This window comes from Microbispora hainanensis (genome assembly GCF_036186745.1).
In the GTDB taxonomy this organism is placed as follows: domain Bacteria; phylum Actinomycetota; class Actinomycetes; order Streptosporangiales; family Streptosporangiaceae; genus Microbispora.
On record NZ_CP108086.1, the window covers coordinates 2,119,963 to 2,135,206 of the forward strand.

Sequence of the window (15,244 nt, forward strand, 5' to 3'; positions counted from 1 at the left end):
CTTGACGTTGACGATCGTCGTGGTGCCGGATGGGTTGTCATGATTCCTCGCGACCCATACGACATAACACGAAATCGAACAAATGATCAGGAAGCTAGTGCGTCGCCATGTCCACGAAGCGGCTGTAGTGACCCTGGAACGCCACGGTCACCGTGGCCGTGGGGCCGTTTCGGTGCTTGGCCACGATCAGGTCCGCCTCGCCCGCACGCGGCGACTCCCGTTCGTACGCGTCCTCCCGGTGCAGCAGGATGACCATGTCGGCGTCCTGCTCGATCGAGCCCGATTCACGTAGGTCCGACACTTGCGGGCGCTTGTCCGTACGCTGCTCGGGGCCACGGTTGAGCTGGGAGATCGCGATGACCGGCACCTCCAGCTCCTTGGCCAGCAGCTTCAGCGCACGGGACAGCTCCGAGACCTCCTGCTGACGGCTCTCGGTCTTCTTGGGCGAGCTCATGAGCTGGAGATAGTCGACGATCACGAAGCGCAGGTCGTGACGCTGCTTCAGGCGGCGGCACTTGGCCCGGATCTCCATCATCGACATGTTCGGGGAGTCGTCGATGAACAGCGGCGCCTCGGCGACCTCGCCCATCCGGCGGGCCATCCGCGTCCAGTCGTCGTCGCTCATCATGCCCGAGCGCATCGTGTGCAGCGCCACCCGCGCCTCGGCGGACAGCAGACGCATGGTGATCTCGTTGCGCGACATCTCCAGCGAGAAGATGACCGTGGTCATCCCATGCTTAATCGCCGCAGATCGGGCGAAATCCAGACCTAGGGTGCTTTTTCCAATCGCCGGGCGGGCGGCCACGACGATCATCTGGCCGGGGTGGAGGCCGTTGGTCAGGGCGTCGAGATCCTGGAAACCGGTCGGGACGCCGACCATCTGGCCGCCGCGGCTGCCGATGGCCTCGATCTCGTCGAGGGCCGACGGCATGATCTCCGACAGCGGGAGGTAGTCCTCGGAGGTGCGGCGCTCGGTGACCTTGTAGATCTCGGCCTGCGCGCGGTCGACCAGGTCGTCGACCTCCTCGCCCTGGCCACCGTAGCCGTAGGAGACGATGCGGGTGCCGGCCTCGATGAGGCGGCGCAGCACGGCCTGCTCGCGGACGATCTTGGCGTAGTAGCCGGCGTTGGCGGCGGTGGGCACGATCGCGGTCAGCGTGTGCAGGTAGGCGCCGCCGCCGACCCGGGCGACCTCGCCGCGCTTCTGCAACTCGTCGAAGACGGTCACCGAGTCGGCGGGCTCGCCCCGGCCGTACAGGTCGGTGATCACCTCGAAGACGATCTGGTGGGCCGGCCGGTAGAAGTCGTCGGCGCGCAGCACCTCGATGACGTCGGCGATGGCGTCCTTGGACAGCAGCATGCCGCCCAGCACCGACTGCTCGGCCTCGATGTTGTGTGGCGGCGTCCGCTCGAACGTCGAATCGGAGCCTCCGGGTCCCCCCGGGAAGTCGAGCACGCTCACCCTCACACCCCCTGCCCAGCGGTCACAGCAACCCCAGCCCGGTGCGCAAGTCTCCCCAACCCCGGGGCCGGGCGGCAACTTGACCAGTGGACAACCCTGTGGACAACGTGTGCAGTCCGCTCCCCCGACATGTGAAAAGCCTGGGGACGACCCTGTGGACAGCGGTGTGACCACGTCGGCGAAGACCGCCGCCACCTGGGATTTCGATATCCACGGCCTGTGGAGGAAAGAAAGTCACCGGAGATTTCGATACCGATCGAGCATGGCTCAGTAAGCCGCAAAATAGGCTTATGCCACTTACCTCTGGGACCGGACACGGCCGTGCCCATGACAGGGAGATCCTCAGGCTCGCGATCCCGGCATTCGGGGCACTGGTGGCCGAGCCGCTCTTCCTGCTCACCGACTCCGTCATCGTCGGCCACCTCCCCGATCCAGCGCTCGGCGCTCTCGGCGTGGCCAGCGCGGCCCTGTCGGCCCTCGTCGGGCTGTGCGTGTTCCTCGCGTACGCCACCACCGCCGCGGTCGCACGGAGACTGGGGGCGGGGGACGTCAGGCAGGCGATGCGCCAGGGGATGGACGGCCTGTGGCTGGCCGCGATCATCGGACTGGCCGTCGGTGTGGTGTGCTGGCCTCTTGCTCCGTTTATCGTACACCTGTTCGGAGCGACCGGCCAGCTCGCCGCGCAGGCCGTCACCTATCTGCGCATCAGTCTCCTCGGCACCCCCGGCATGCTGCTGGTCCTCGCCGGCACCGGCGTGCTGCGCGGGCTGCAGGACACCCGCACGCCGCTGGCCGTGTCCATCGCGTCGTTCGGGCTGAACGGGCTGCTGAACATCTGGTTCGTGCTCGGCCTCGGCTGGGGGATCTCCGGATCGGCCTGGGGCACGGTCGTCGCGCAGTCGCTGGCCGCCGCGACCTACCTCGCGCTGGTCGTGCGGACCGCCCGTGCGCACGGCGCCTCGCTGCTGCCCGACCTCGCCGGTGTGCGGGCCGCCGGCGCCGCCGGGTTCGCCCTGGTCGTCCGTACGGCATGCCTCCAGGCCGTGCTGCTCGTCGCCACCTCGATCGCGACCCGGATGGGCGACGACCAGATCGGCGCGCACACGATCGCCGCCCGCATCTGGACGTTCCTCGCCTTCGGGCTCGACGCCATCGCGATCGCGGGGCAGGCCATCACGGGCCGCGCGCTGGGCGCGGGCGACGTCACGGGCGCCCGCGAGGCCACCAGGCGCATGGTGATGTGGGGTGTCGGATGCGGCGTCGTGTTCTGCGCGGCCGTCCTGCTCGCGCGCCCGCTGGTGCCCGCCCTGTTCGACGCGCACGGCGAGGCGGCCGCCGAGCTGCTCTCCGTGCTGTGGCCGGTCGCGCTCCTGCAGCCGGTCGCGGGCGTCGTGTTCGTGCTCGACGGCGTGCTCATCGGGGCCGGCGACCAGCGCTACCTCGCCTGGGCGGGGCTGTGGACGACGCTGGCCTACCTGCCGTTCGCCGCCGTCGCGGGCACCCTGGTGGCCCTGTGGCTCGCGCTCGGCGTCTGGATGACCGCCCGGCTCGTCACGCTGGCACTCCGCGCGTACGGCACCGCCTGGATGGTCACGGGCGCCTCGCGGACGGCCGCCTGAACTCACATGCGGCGGGCCTCCAGCACGCGCTGGAGGAACGCCTGCGTGCGCGGATGCTCGGGCGCGCTGAAGATCTGCTCGGGCGGGCCGCTCTCCAGCAGCACGCCGCCTTCGAGGAAGCACACGATGTCGGCGATGTCGCGGGCGAAGCCCATCTCGTGGGTGGCCAGGATCATCGTCATCCCGGCCTCCTTGAGCTCGCGGATCACGCCGAGCACCTCGGTGACCAGCGTCGGATCGAGCGCTGAGGTGACCTCGTCGAGCAGCAGCAGGCGGGGATCGGTCGCGACCGCGCGGATGACGGCGACCCGCTGCTGCTGGCCGCCGGACAGCCGGTCGGGATACTCCCCCGCCTTGTCGGCCAGCCCGAACCGGTCGAGCAGCTCGCGCGCCCGCGCCTCGGCCTCCTCGGGCCGCACGCCGTGCACCTTGCGGGGCGCGAGCGTGATGTTGTCGAGCACTGTCATGTGCGGGAACAGGTTGTACGCCTGGAACACCATGCCGATGCGGCGGCGCACGTCGTCGGGGTCGGCCCGCACGTCGGTGATCTCGGTGCCGTCCAGGTGGATCGCGCCGTCGTCGATCGTCTCCAGCAGGTTGACGCAGCGCAGCAGCGTCGACTTGCCCGAGCCGGACGCGCCGATCAGGCAGACCACCTCGTGCGGGGCGACCTCCAGGTCGATCCCGCGCAGCACGCTCAGCCCCTGGTAGTGCTTCCAGACGCCCTCGACCTTGAGCAGGCTCATGCCGTGCCGCCTCCCGTCTGGCGCCGGGCCGCCCGCGCGGCGAGATGGTCGGTGAACCGGGCCATCGGCACCGTCAGCAGGATGAACAGCAGCGCGGCCACCAGGTAGGGCGTGAAGTTGAAGTCGAGGTCCTTGTGGATCTGCGCCTGCCGCAGCGCCTCCAGCGGGCCGAGCACGGAGACCAGCGCGGTGTCCTTCTGCAGCGAGACGAAGTCGTTGAGCAGCGGCGGGATCACCCGGCGGACGGCCTGCGGCAGCACCACGTGACGCATGGTCTGGCCCTGCGTCAGCGCCAGCGATCGCGCCGCCGCCCGCTGGCTCGGGTGCACCGACTCGATGCCCGCCCGGAACACCTCGGCGACGTACGCGCCGTAGGACAGCACGAGCGCGATGATGCCGAGGGTGACCGGGTCACTGGGTGCGCCTTGCAGAGCGAGTGCCGGAATGCCGAACCCGACCAGATAGATGAGCAGGATGGTCGGGATGCCGCGGAAGACGTCGGTGTAGATCACGGCCAGCGCGCGCAGCGGGAAGAACACCGGTGAGCGCAGGCCGCGTACCACTGCGACGAGGAGCCCCAGCACGAGGATGAACACCTCGGCGATGAGGAACATCTCGATGTTGAGCACGAAACCACGCAGCACGTCGGGCAGCGCGGCGACGAACGCCTCGGGGCTGAGGAAGGTCTCCCGCACCCTCGGCCACCCCGGCGACGAGGTGATCCCGACGACGAGGGCGACCACCACGACGATCGTGGACGCGGTCGCGACGGAGACGGACCGCCGTGCCCGGCCGCGCAGCTCCGCCTCCCGGCGGAGCTGGCGCTCGCTCTTCACCCATACGGGTGACTCCCCGCGTCCGGGGCTTCCCACCGGCGCGGCGGCCTCCGAGGGCAGCGACGTTCCCCCCGGCTCGGCCCGCAGATCCCCCTCCCGCGATCCCGCGGCCTCCGGATTCCCCGCCGGCGACTCCGCGGCCTCGGGTTCTGCCACGGGCGAGCCGGCCGCCTCTCCTTCGGTCACTTGAGCTCCGGCGCGCCCGCGGCGGCGGTCAGCCACTGGCTCTCGATCTGCGCCAGCTCACCGGACGACCTCAGCTCGCCGAGCGCCTTGTCGACGCAGCTCACCAGCGGGTTGCCCTTCTGGAACAGCAGGCCGAACTCCTCGGGCTCCCCGGCGTTCGCGTCGAACTGCCCGACGATCTTCGAGCCCTCCACCTGGGCGGCGGTGACGTAGAAGGCGGTCGGCAGGTCGACGACGATGGCGTCGATCTGCTTGTTCTTCAGCGCGTTGACCGCGTCGACCTGCTGGTTGAACACGCTCGGGTCCTTGGAGGGCTGGATGACCGACCGCACCGCCTCCAGCGCGGTGGTGCCGGCCTGCACGCCGATCTTGGCGTCCTTGAGCTCGGCGAGGCTCGTGGCGGAGGCGAACTTCGTGCCGTCGAGGGCCACGACGCCCTGCTTGACCGTGTAGTAGCCCTGGCTGAAGTCGACGGCCTTGGCCCGGCTGGGGGTGATCGAGATCTGGTTGACGTCGAAGTCGAACTGCTTGGGCCCCGGGGCGAACGACGAGTCGAACGGCACGACCGCCCAGGTGACCTCGTCCTTGGTGAATCCCATCTTCTCGGCCACGGCGTAGGCGACCGCGCTCTCGAACCCCTGCCCGTTGGAGGGGTTGTCGTCCTTGAACCACGGCTCGTACGCCGGCTTGTCGGTGCCGATCGTGAGCTTGCCGGGGGTGATGAGCTTGAGGCTCTCCTTCGCGCACGCGTCCGCGGCGGCGGAGCCGACCGGGCTCGCGGCGGCGCTCGCGGTGGTGGAGGTGTCGTCCGCCGGAGCGCAGGCGGCGGCCGCCAGCACGAGAGCGCCGGACGCCAGCAGGAGTGAGGGACGGCGCATCGCAGCCTCCATCGAGGGGTGTTTCCACGAAATCCGCTGAATCGGACGGCAAGATACTAGCGTTCCGTATAACCCCTGTTGACCTGAGGGGAATCACTCCTCACCGGACGGCCCACAGAACCGCGAAGGGCCCCTCTCCGGCGTACGGAGAAGGACCCTCGACGGAACTGCGACGGGTGTCAGCCCGCGACCACCTCGACGTCGATGGTGGCGGCGACCTCCGGGTGCAGCCGGACGCTCACCTTGTGGGTGCCGACGCTCTTGATCGCGTTGCCGATCTCGATGCGGCGGCGGTCGAGCTGCGGACCACCGGCGGCCTTGACGGCCTCGGCGATGTCGCCGGTCGTGACCGAGCCGAACAGCCGGCCCGACTCGCCCGCGCGGGTCGTGAGGCGCACCTTGAGGGCGCCGAGCTGGCCGGCGACCTCCTTGGCGGAGCCCAGGTCGCGGATCTCGCGGGCGGCGCGCGCCTTCTTCAGCGAGGCGACCTGCGACTCGGCGCCGCGGGTCCAGCGGATGGCGAAGCCACGAGGAATGAGGTAGTTGCGGCCGTAGCCGTCCTTGACCTCGACGATGTCGCCGGGAGCGCCGAGGCCGGAGACCTCAGTGGTGAGGATGAGCTTCATTTGTCCTGAGTCTCCTTTCTCAGCGCGCGGTGCTCGTGTACGGCAGCAGGGCCATCTCACGAGCGTTCTTGATAGCGGTCGCCACGTCGCGCTGGTGCTGGGTGCAGTTGCCCGTCACCCGGCGAGCACGGATCTTGCCGCGGTCGGAGATGAACTTCCGCAGCAGTCCCGTGTCCTTGTAGTCGACGTAGGAGATCTTGTCGTGGCAGAAGAGGCAAACCTTCTTCTTGGGCTTGCGCACTGCCGGCTTCGCCATCGTGGTGCTCCTCTCAGAGCCCCGCATGAAGCGGGAATGGTCGCTCGGTTGTGTTTACGGTGGTTGGGACCGGAAGGCCCCGGTGACCTAGAAGGGCGGTTCGTCGCTGAAGTCGCCGCCGAAGCCGCCGCCGCCCTGCGGGCCGCCGCCGAAGCCGCCGCCACCGCCGGAGCCGTAGCCCCCCTGCGGAGCAGGCGCCGCGGTCGCCCACGGGTCGTTGGCAGGTCCGCCGAAGCCGCCGCCGCCACCGCCCTGGCGCGAGGTCTTGTTGACCTTCGCCGTGGCGTTGCGCAGCGAGGGGCCGACCTCGTCGACCTCGACCTCGTAGACCGTGCGCTTCTCGCCTTCCTTGGTCTCGTACGACCGTTGGCGCAGCCGTCCCTGGACGATCACCCGCATGCCGCGCTGGAGGCTCTCGGCGACGTTCTCCGCCGCCTGCCGCCAGACGTTGCAGGTGAGGAACAGGCCCTCGCCGTCTTTCCACTCGTTGGTCTGCCTGTCGAGGAACCGCGGAGTGGACGCGATGCGGAACCGGGCCACGGCCTGCCCCGTCGGGGTGAAGCGCAGCTCCGGGTCGTCGACAAGATTGCCGACGATCGTGATCTGGGTGTCGCCTGCTGCCATCGGTCGCTTTCGCCTTCCTATCCCGTCAGCTGAGCCGTCAGAGGCTCAGAGTACGGCCCGGGCCCGACAAATCGCCGGGCTTCGGGGTGCTGCCAGTGAAGCTCAGTGGAGCTCGGGGCGGATGACCTTGGTGCGGAGGATGCCCTCGTTCAGGTTGAGCTGGCGGTCCAGCTCCTTCACGGTGGCAGGCTCGGCGGTCAGGTCGACCACGGCGTAGATGCCCTCGGACTTCTTGGCGATGTCGTAGGACAGGCGGCGACGGCCCCAGACGTCGACCTTCTCCACGGTGCCGCCGTCGTTGCGGACGACGCTGAGGAACTGGTCGAGCGACGGCTGCACGGTGCGCTCGTCGAGGGACGGGTCGAGAATGACCATCATCTCGTAGCGACGCATGTGTGATCCAACCTCCTCTGGACTCTTGCGGTCACGACGCCTTGCCGTGACAGGAGGACCCTGCGCCTCGCGCCGGGAGGCATGCCCCCCGGCCCTTATCAGACGCAGTCGAATAAGGCTATCAGCCACTTGGCCCCACCCGGCCCGGAGAGTGAAACTGGAGGTCGGAGAGGGGGTAGGCGCGATGCGAAACACCATCGGCCGAAAAAGAAGAAGCCCCGGTCACTTCATACTCGACACGGACGGCAGGCCGCACCCGCGGGAGAACGCGATGACGATCGCGACGCTCGTGTGTGGCCTGGTGGCGTTCGTCACGGGCTTCATCGTGGCGGCCCACATGATCGCGTCGTGGGTGGGCGCGGTCGGGTTCTGGGGCGGGCTGTACGCCCAGTTCGTCTCGTCGACCACCAGACAGCGGGCGCTGATCATCGTGGGGATCGTGGGGTCGTTCGTCGGCGCCGCGCTGGGCATCGCGCACGGGGGCTTCTTCCCCCGCGGTTTCTCGCTGCGCAACTGACGCCGCGCAACTGATGCCGGGCAACTGATGCCGGGCAACTGATGCCGGGCAACCGGCACCTGCGCGACCGACACCTGCGCAACTGACGCCGCGCGACCGACGCGTGCACAACCGACACCTGCGCACCTGGCCTGTGACCGTTCAGCCGCCGATGTGCAGGTCCACGCCGAGCAGCACGAGGAACCACAGGAAGACCGCGATCAGCGCCTGGGCGACCTGCTTGAGGAGCGTGGGGGTGATGTAGTCGTGGAGCCAGGCCACATAGAGGCCGACGAGGATGTAGATGAGAAGGACGAAGCTGCCTAAGCGATATCTCATGCTCGTCTCCTTGACGACGAAGTAGTATCGCGCGCGGGTCTGGGGGGCGCGTGCACACGCGACTGCCCTGTTTCGCACGCTTGAAACAGCGCGCCCTCTTGAAACGCTCTTGGAGAGCGCCTAGAGTTCGCCCCTCGCGTCCGGCGGCCTCGCGATCAGGCAACAAGCATTGGTGGAGGAACGGCATGGACAGCCACAACGGCGCCCGCCCGCGGATCGGAGCCCACGTCGACCAGGACGATCCGCTGGCGCACGCGGCGGCCCGCGACGCCGACGTGGTGCAGTTCTTCCTCGGCGATCCCCAGGGCTGGAAGGGCCCGGTGACGCCCGCCACCGCCGACGCCCTGCGCACCTCGGACGTGGACGTCTACGTGCACGCGCCGTACGTCATCAACGTGGCCACCGCGAACAACCGCATCCGCATCCCGAGCCGCAAGCTGCTCGATTCGCATCTGAAGGCGGCGGCGGCCATCGGCGCCAAGGGCCTGATCGTCCACGGCGGGCACGTCAACGCGGGCGACGACCCGCAGACCGGCTTCGACAACTGGCGCAAGGTCTTCGAGCGCACCGAGTGCCCGATCCCCGTGCTGATCGAGAACACGGCCGGCGGCGGCAACGCGATGGCGCGGAAGCTGGAGCGCATCGCCCGGCTGTGGGACGCGGTGACGGCGGGGGCGCCGGACCCCTCGGTCGTCGGCTTCTGCCTCGACACCTGTCACTTCCACGCGGGCGGCGAGGAGCTCGCCGGCCTCGTGGAGCGGGTGAAGGCGATCACGGGCCGCATCGACCTCGTGCACTGCAACGACTCGCGCGACGCGTTCGACTCCGGGGCCGACCGCCACGCCAACCTCGGCAACGGCCAGATCGACCCCGAGCTGATCCTGGAGGTCTGCCGGGCGGCCGGGGCGCCGATCGTGGTGGAGACGCCGTTCGAGGGCCAGGCCGACGACATCGCGTTCCTGCGCAAGCACCTGTAGCCGTTCGTCCACACCCTGTGGATAACTCTGCGGATTGAAAACGTCAGGAAGCGGGTACGGGCGTCTGAACGCCTCGCTCGTCCCGCACCCCCGCGGGCCTGCGCGTGGCGCGCCACAACTGCACGTACGACGTGACGGCCGCGGCGAGGAAGACGAGGTTGCGCAGGACCAGCACGAGCGTCCCCGGCAGGGTGCCCGTCCAGCTGTAGTCCAGCTCGATCCAGGGATACATGACGCCCGTCAGCAGGGCGGCGACCATGACGAGCAGGGCGGCCGGCCGCTGCGTCGGGCCCGGCCGGTCGCGCCGCACCGACAGGATGACGGCGGCGATGCCGATCACCCACACGAGGTACTGCGGTGACAGCACCCGGCTGGTGGCGACCAGGAAGAGCACGGTCGTGAGAGCGGCGTCGTAGTACGACCGGGGGCTGGGGGCCGCGCGCAGCCACCACAGGCCGATCAGCGCCAGCGCCACGGGCGTGGCGGCCAGGCTCACCATCGTCGCGACGCCCACGCCGCCGCCGACGGCCTCCATCGCGCCGTGCCGATAGGTGGTGTAGCCGTCCCACCAGCCGAGGGCCCGGGCGAGCGCGAACGGCGTGGCGGCGAGCGACTCGATCTGCAGCCCGCGCTTCTCCTGTGCGGTCAGGAAGTCCAGCGCGTGCGGCATCGTCAGGGCGGCCACGCCGCATCCCCCGACCGCGACCGCGACCGTGAGCCACGACGCGGTCAGCAGCTCGCGCCACCGCCGCAGGCCGGCGAGCAGCGCGACCGGCCAGACCTTCACGAGGAGCCCGGCGCCGATGAGCGACCCGCGCACCACCGGGTTGGCCGACGCCGTCAGCGCGAGCACCGCCACGAGCGTGACCATGAGGTCATAACGGGAGACGAGCACCGGGCCGAGCAGGGCCGCGCCCACCGTCCACGCCCACGGCCCCGTACGGCTCCCGCCGCGCCGGCCGGTGGAAAACCACCAGACCAGGAACAGGATCGCGAGGTCGCACAGTGCCGCCAGCAGATAGAAGGCGACGTGGTAGCCCAGCGGCAGCAGCCGGGGGGCGAGCAGCGGCAGCGCCGCGAACGGCGGGTACTGCCACTTCTCGTCACCCGCCGGGAACTGTCCCTCCGCCAGGATCTCGGACCAGTGGCGATAGAGGGTGACGTCGTTCCTGAACGCCACGCCGTGCCCGGTCGGGATGGTCTGGGTCGCGACGAGGAGGAGCATCACCCTGGTCACGACCCACACCAGCAGCAGGAGCCATGGTGGCCTCCGGTGCATCGTGTCTCCCCCGTTCGTCGCGGACACTCTCACGCGACGCTACGCGATGCCTCCGCGCGGACGGCTCGGAACCGCGCCGCGACGGGCGCGAAATCCGATGTAAGTTTCACGGCTTCACACCGTCTCCGGCTGCTGCCGCACCCCTCGTGAGAGGAGCGAACGGCGCAACACGAGACGGTCCTCGGCGTGATCGAACACCCCGCCCGACGGGTCGTCGACCTCTCCCTGGCGGATGACGTCGTGCTCGGGCCGCAGGATGTCGCGGACGACGAGCGCCATGAGGATGACGATGGTCAGCGCCCGGGCCCAGACCGACAGGAAGTAGGGGTCGTCGCCGATGCCCTCCCCGGCGTGGTCGGGATACTGGGTGATCAGGTAGAGCCAGATGGAGAAGAAGTACCAGCACTCGGCGACCTGCCAGGCGGCCAGCGCCCCCCACCTCGGCCTGGCCAGCACCGCGAACGGCACCAGCCACAGGACGTACTGCGGCGACCAGACCTTGTTGGTGATCATGAAGGCGGCCAGGGCGAGGAAGCACAGCTGCATCAGGCGCGGGCGGCGCGGCGCGGCGAGCGCCAGCACGGCGACACCCAGCAGGAGCACCGCCAGCGCGGCCATGGCCATGGTGTTCAGCTTCTCCGCGTCGCCGAGAAAGGCCAGGAAACCGGGCCTTTCCATGCCGAACCACTCGGTCTTCTGGAAGAAGAACCACAGCCCGCCCCAGTCGGCGCCGCGCTCGCTGCTGAACGCGTAGAACTTCTCCCAGCCCTCGAAGTTGACCAGCATGATCGGCACGTTGACCAGCAGCCACGCGCCCGCGGCCCCGGCGAGGGTCTTGAGGAACGGCACCCACTTCGCCGTACGCACCGTGAGCAGGAACAACGCGCCGAAGAACATCAGCGGGTAGAACTTCGTGGCCACGGCGAGGGCCAGCAGCACACCCGCCAGCCACGGCCGGTTGCGGGCCCAGGCCAGCAGGCCGCCCAGCGCGAGGGCGCCGGCGGCGAGGTCCCAGTTGATGTACGCGCAGAGGATGACGGCCGGGCCGACGGCGTACCAGAGGGCGTCCCAGCGGCGGGCGGGACCGGCGAGCGCGGCCATGAGCAGCACGCCCACGACCAGCGCGATTCCCATCAGGATCACGGTGACGTCGTAGAACACGACCCCGTCGCCACCCGCGAGGCGGCGGGCGAACTCCATGATCCCGCCGATGCCCACCGGGTATTCGACCGGATAGTCGACGTACGGGATCTTGCCCTCGTTGAGCTTCTCGGCCCAGAACAGCGGATAGATGTCGGTGTAACAGAAGTTCGTGAACTGCCCGACGCCGCCGTTCCAGGCTCCGCCGAACCGGCAGGGATATTTCCACAGGTACGCGAGAACGGCGCCGAGCCCCGCGAGAAGCCCGAGAGGCAGGTACGGCACCGCCCGCGCGGCGACCCCGGGCAGCGGGGCGGAGTCGTTCGTGGTCCGGGTCGTCATGCTCGGTATTGCACCATTCAACGCCTCGGCTTGGCGACTCCGCGCGCCGAAGGGGCCCGCGGCGGGAGTCGCCGCGGGCCCCTTCGGGACGCCGGATCGCGGATCAGGCGCCGCTGCCGTTCCTGCCGTTTCCCGACCCGGTCGGGAGCGCGGCCGGGGGCTGGTTGATGTTCAACGGGACGTCGTCGCCGCCGGGGCCGCCGTCCGAACCGCCCGGGCCCCGGTCGTCGCCGAGGCCGTCGCCGCTGTCACATCCCGGGCCGCCGTTGAAGCAGCTGCCGTCGTCGGGGAAGTCGGTCGGGAAGTCCGTCGGGAACCCGGCGTCGTCGGGCTCCGGGCTGGGCGTCGGCGTCGGGCTCGGCACGATGTTCTCCGGGCTGCCCAGCCCGGCCTTCTGCGGGAACTGCTCGACGGGCTTGCCCGCGAGCGCCTCCATCATGAAGTTCCGCCAGATGGTGGTCGGGTAGGTCGCGCCTTCGATGCCGGCGCCGAGCGATATCTCACGGGGCTTGGAGTAGGGATTGTTCGGGCCGTACTTCTTGCTCTTCTTGCCGCCGGGGGTCTCCGGGCAGTTCGCGTAAATGGGCTGGACGATCTTGCCCGACTTGGTGACGCACTGCTCGCGGTACATGCCGACCGCGGTGGAGATCTGCGGGGTGAAGCCGACGAACCACGCTTCCTTGTTGTCGTTGTTCGTGCCGGTCTTGCCGGCGGCCGGGCGGCCGATGCCCCTGCCCGCCGCCGTACCCGTCTTGAGGACCTCCTCCATCGCCGCCACGGAGTCGGCCGCCGCCTCGGGCGTGATCACCTGCTTGACCTCACGGCGCTCGGCGAAGACGACCGCCTTGTCCTTCCGGACCTCCTTGACCACGTGGTAGTCGACGTGCTTGCCCTCGTTGGCGAAGATCGAGTAGCCGGCGGCCTGCTCGACCGGGGTGACCAGGGCGCTGCCGATGGAGAACGCGTACTTGTGCTCCTTGACGTCGTCCTCCATGCGCTGCTTGCCGAGCCCGGCCTCCTCCGCGATCTGCTTCACCGCGCTGAGCTGCCCGATCGTGCCGTTCTCCTCGTCCAGCTTGTACGCCATCGAGGCGAAGGCCGTGTTGACCGAGTCGGCGGTCGCCGTGATGACGTTGATCGCGTTCCCCACGTTGTGGCTGTTGCCGATGGGCTTGGTGCCGGGGAGCTCCTCCGGCACCGTCTTGTTGCCGGGCACGAAGCTGTTCAGGCTGTGCCCGGCGTCCAGCCAGGCGGCCAGCACGTACGGCTTGAACGCCGAGGCGGCCTGCTTGTAGGAGTCGAACGGTTCGTTCCAGTTGTCCTTGACGTAGTCCTCACCGCCATAGAAGGCGAGCACCCGTCCGTTCTTGGGGTCCACTGCGGCCAGACCGGCGTGGATCTCCTTCGGCAGGCTGGCGGTGGTGCCGATGACCGCCTTCCTGGCGGCCTGCATGAGCTTCTTGTCGAAGGTCGAGACGATCTTGTAGCCGCCGCTCCTGACCTGGTCGGGCGGCAGGTTCATCCGGGTCTTCAGCTCCTGCAGCACCTGGACGACCATGTAGCCCTTCAGGCCGCCCAGCTCGTTGCTGTTGCGATCGGGAACCGTCTTGGGGAACTTGGCCGTGCCCGGCAGCTTGCCGTACTTGGCCGGGTCGAGCCTCGCCATGGCGTTGACGACGTCCTTGAACCGGCTCTGCAACCGCGGGGAGTCGGCGTCCAGGGCGGGCGTCTGGATGCGCGCGGCGAGATAGGCGCCCTGCTCCACGGTGAGCTGTTCGACGTGCTTCTTGAAGTACGCCTGCGCGGCGGCCTCGATGCCGTACGCCCGGCCGAAGGGCACCGTGTTGAGGTACTGCAGGAGGATCTGGTCCTTGGTCATCGACTTGTCGAGCTTGACCGCGACGAAGATCTCCTTGATCTTTCGCTTGATCGACACTTCCTGGCTGAGGCCGTCGTAGTAGTTGCGGGCCATCTGCTGGGTGATGGTCGAGGCGCCCTGGAGCTGCTGCCCGGTCGCCGTCATGTAGACCGACCGGATCATGCCGGGGATCGAGATGCCGCTGTCGGTCCGGAAGGTGTCGTTCTCGATCGCGATGACGGCGTCCTGGACGTGCCGCGGCACCTTGTTGATGTTGTCCAGGATGACGCGCGGGGTGCCCACCTTGGCGATCAGCGTCTTGCCGTCGTTGTAGTAGATGGCGCTGCCCTGGGCCACGGCCTCCGCCTGCGTCGCCTCGGGCACCGGGGTGTTGGCGTAGGCGACCGCGATCATGCCGAAGGTGCCGGCGGCCAGCACGGTGAAGGCCGCCAACAGGATCTTCCAGCTCGGGACGAAGCGCCGCCAGCCCGTACGGCGCGGCTTCTCGTCGTCCTCGTCGAAGTCGTCGAAGTCACGCGGATCCCGGGGGCCGCGCCCGCCGGGCCCACCCGGACCACCGGGTCCACCGGGTCCACCGGGGCCGCCGGGGCCGCCGGGGCCGTGGCCACCCCGGCCCGGGGGCCTGCGGCGGCGGCCGCCGGTCTGGATGGCCTCGGTGCGCTGCTCGTCCCCCCGGGGATCGCGGCCGTCGCGGGGGAATCCGCCCGTCGGCATGCCCATCGCCTGGGTGCGCTCGTCCGCGCCGGGACGGCCGGGCCTGCCAGGGCCCACAGGACCGCCCGGGCCACCAGGACCGCCGGGGCCGGCCGCGTAGCGCGGGTCACGGTCCATCGGCGGGCGTCCGCCGCCCACCGGTCCCCGGCCTCCCTGCTGCGGTCCCGGAACCGGTCGCTGCGGCCTGCCCTGCTCCGGTCGCGGTTCGGGCCGGGGTTCGGGCCGGGGTTCGGGCCGCGGTTCCGGCCTGGGGGGCACCGCGTTCATGGCCGCCGTGTCCTCGAAGGCTGCCGCCTCACGACGGCGGTCGGGTCCGGCCGGCCGGGCGCCGCGGGGCGGCTGCGGGACCGGTCCCCTGCCGGGCTGCCGCGGCGGGACGGGCTCGCCGTACTCTCCGTACTCTCCGTACTCTCCGTAATCGCCGAACTCGTCGGATTCCCGGGGCGAGCGAC

General features: G+C 69.7%; 15 protein-coding genes. 3 read left to right on the forward strand and 12 right to left on the reverse strand.

Going from position 1 to position 15,244, the window contains the following annotated elements:
- Window positions 1-94 precede the first annotated feature (94 nt).
- Window positions 95-1,462, reverse strand: coding sequence for a replicative DNA helicase (dnaB, locus tag OHB01_RS09710; protein WP_185949022.1), 1,368 nt, complete (start codon window positions 1,460-1,462; stop codon window positions 95-97).
- A gap of 290 nt (window positions 1,463-1,752) precedes the next feature.
- Here dnaB and OHB01_RS09715 point away from each other — a divergent pair, with 290 nt between their 5' ends.
- Window positions 1,753-3,081: an MATE family efflux transporter gene (locus OHB01_RS09715; RefSeq protein WP_142649567.1), complete on the forward strand. Its 1,329-nt coding sequence runs from the start codon at window positions 1,753-1,755 to the stop codon at window positions 3,079-3,081.
- A 2-nt stretch (window positions 3,082-3,083) separates the two neighbouring features.
- Here the strand turns inward: OHB01_RS09715 and OHB01_RS09720 are convergent, their stop codons facing one another.
- The 7 genes from OHB01_RS09720 to rpsF form a co-directional block, all read right to left on the reverse strand.
- Window positions 3,084-3,827, reverse strand: a complete 744-nt coding sequence (locus OHB01_RS09720) for an amino acid ABC transporter ATP-binding protein (protein ID WP_142649568.1) — start codon at window positions 3,825-3,827, stop codon at window positions 3,084-3,086.
- Window positions 3,824-4,849, reverse strand: a complete 1,026-nt coding sequence (locus tag OHB01_RS09725) for an amino acid ABC transporter permease (RefSeq protein ID WP_261985837.1) — start codon at window positions 4,847-4,849, stop codon at window positions 3,824-3,826. The genes OHB01_RS09720 and OHB01_RS09725 overlap by 4 nt, the downstream gene beginning before the upstream one ends.
- A complete protein-coding gene (locus tag OHB01_RS09730) occupies window positions 4,846-5,727 on the reverse strand; it encodes an ABC transporter substrate-binding protein (RefSeq protein WP_328855237.1) in 882 nt (293 codons plus the stop codon). The genes OHB01_RS09725 and OHB01_RS09730 overlap by 4 nt, the downstream gene beginning before the upstream one ends.
- Before the next feature lie 179 nt (window positions 5,728-5,906).
- Complete coding sequence (gene rplI / locus OHB01_RS09735) at window positions 5,907-6,353, reverse strand: 50S ribosomal protein L9 (RefSeq protein ID WP_142649570.1); 447 nt, start codon at window positions 6,351-6,353, stop codon at window positions 5,907-5,909.
- Between the two features lie 19 nt (window positions 6,354-6,372).
- Window positions 6,373-6,609, reverse strand: coding sequence for a 30S ribosomal protein S18 (gene rpsR, locus OHB01_RS09740; RefSeq protein WP_076439843.1), 237 nt, complete (start codon window positions 6,607-6,609; stop codon window positions 6,373-6,375).
- Between the two features lie 87 nt (window positions 6,610-6,696).
- Window positions 6,697-7,233, reverse strand: a complete 537-nt coding sequence (locus tag OHB01_RS09745) for a single-stranded DNA-binding protein (RefSeq protein ID WP_142649572.1) — start codon at window positions 7,231-7,233, stop codon at window positions 6,697-6,699.
- Between the two features lie 102 nt (window positions 7,234-7,335).
- Window positions 7,336-7,626, reverse strand: coding sequence for a 30S ribosomal protein S6 (rpsF, locus tag OHB01_RS09750; protein WP_142620127.1), 291 nt, complete (start codon window positions 7,624-7,626; stop codon window positions 7,336-7,338).
- A gap of 271 nt (window positions 7,627-7,897) precedes the next feature.
- Between rpsF and OHB01_RS09755 the strand changes: the two genes are divergently transcribed.
- On the forward strand, window positions 7,898-8,143 hold the full coding sequence (locus OHB01_RS09755; RefSeq protein WP_240971726.1) for a hypothetical protein: 246 nt from the start codon (window positions 7,898-7,900) through the stop codon (window positions 8,141-8,143).
- A 141-nt stretch (window positions 8,144-8,284) separates the two neighbouring features.
- Here OHB01_RS09755 and OHB01_RS09760 read toward each other — a convergent pair whose 3' ends face one another.
- Window positions 8,285-8,461 (reverse strand): hypothetical protein, encoded by a 177-nt coding sequence (locus OHB01_RS09760; protein ID WP_168066207.1) that lies wholly within the window; start codon window positions 8,459-8,461, stop codon window positions 8,285-8,287.
- Window positions 8,462-8,646: 185 nt separating this feature from the next.
- On the opposite strand from OHB01_RS09760, the gene OHB01_RS09765 reads away from it, so the two are divergent.
- A complete protein-coding gene (locus OHB01_RS09765) occupies window positions 8,647-9,438 on the forward strand; it encodes a deoxyribonuclease IV (protein ID WP_142649575.1) in 792 nt (263 codons plus the stop codon).
- Between the two features lie 43 nt (window positions 9,439-9,481).
- Here OHB01_RS09765 and OHB01_RS09770 read toward each other — a convergent pair whose 3' ends face one another.
- The 3 genes from OHB01_RS09770 to OHB01_RS09780 form a co-directional block, all read right to left on the reverse strand.
- The gene (locus OHB01_RS09770) at window positions 9,482-10,744 is read right to left on the reverse strand and encodes a glycosyltransferase 87 family protein (RefSeq protein ID WP_328855238.1); all 1,263 of its coding nucleotides are present in this window, start codon (window positions 10,742-10,744) and stop codon (window positions 9,482-9,484) included.
- An 87-nt stretch (window positions 10,745-10,831) separates the two neighbouring features.
- Window positions 10,832-12,199 (reverse strand): glycosyltransferase family 87 protein, encoded by a 1,368-nt coding sequence (locus OHB01_RS09775; protein ID WP_142649578.1) that lies wholly within the window; start codon window positions 12,197-12,199, stop codon window positions 10,832-10,834.
- Window positions 12,200-12,302: 103 nt separating this feature from the next.
- A complete protein-coding gene (locus OHB01_RS09780) occupies window positions 12,303-14,909 on the reverse strand; it encodes a transglycosylase domain-containing protein (RefSeq protein WP_328855239.1) in 2,607 nt (868 codons plus the stop codon).
- Window positions 14,910-15,244: the final 335 nt, after the last annotated feature.

Excerpts from the sequence above, each read along its gene's own strand:
- OHB01_RS09715 (WP_142649567.1), top strand. The coding sequence starts at position 1,753 with ATGCCACTTACCTCTGGGACCGGACACGGCCGTGCCCATGACAGGGAG.
- OHB01_RS09720 (WP_142649568.1), bottom strand. The coding sequence starts at position 3,827 with ATGAGCCTGCTCAAGGTCGAGGGCGTCTGGAAGCACTACCAGGGGCTG.
- OHB01_RS09730 (WP_328855237.1), bottom strand. The coding sequence starts at position 5,727 with ATGCGCCGTCCCTCACTCCTGCTGGCGTCCGGCGCTCTCGTGCTGGCG.
- rplI (WP_142649570.1), bottom strand. The coding sequence starts at position 6,353 with ATGAAGCTCATCCTCACCACTGAGGTCTCCGGCCTCGGCGCTCCCGGC.
- rpsR (WP_076439843.1), bottom strand. The coding sequence starts at position 6,609 with ATGGCGAAGCCGGCAGTGCGCAAGCCCAAGAAGAAGGTTTGCCTCTTC.
- OHB01_RS09745 (WP_142649572.1), bottom strand. The coding sequence starts at position 7,233 with ATGGCAGCAGGCGACACCCAGATCACGATCGTCGGCAATCTTGTCGAC.
- rpsF (WP_142620127.1), bottom strand. The coding sequence starts at position 7,626 with ATGCGTCGCTACGAGATGATGGTCATTCTCGACCCGTCCCTCGACGAG.
- OHB01_RS09755 (WP_240971726.1), top strand. The coding sequence starts at position 7,898 with ATGACGATCGCGACGCTCGTGTGTGGCCTGGTGGCGTTCGTCACGGGC.
- OHB01_RS09760 (WP_168066207.1), bottom strand. The coding sequence starts at position 8,461 with ATGAGATATCGCTTAGGCAGCTTCGTCCTTCTCATCTACATCCTCGTC.
- OHB01_RS09765 (WP_142649575.1), top strand. The coding sequence starts at position 8,647 with ATGGACAGCCACAACGGCGCCCGCCCGCGGATCGGAGCCCACGTCGAC.
- OHB01_RS09775 (WP_142649578.1), bottom strand. The coding sequence starts at position 12,199 with ATGACGACCCGGACCACGAACGACTCCGCCCCGCTGCCCGGGGTCGCC.
- OHB01_RS09780 (WP_328855239.1), bottom strand. The coding sequence starts at position 14,909 with ATGGACCGTGACCCGCGCTACGCGGCCGGCCCCGGCGGTCCTGGTGGC.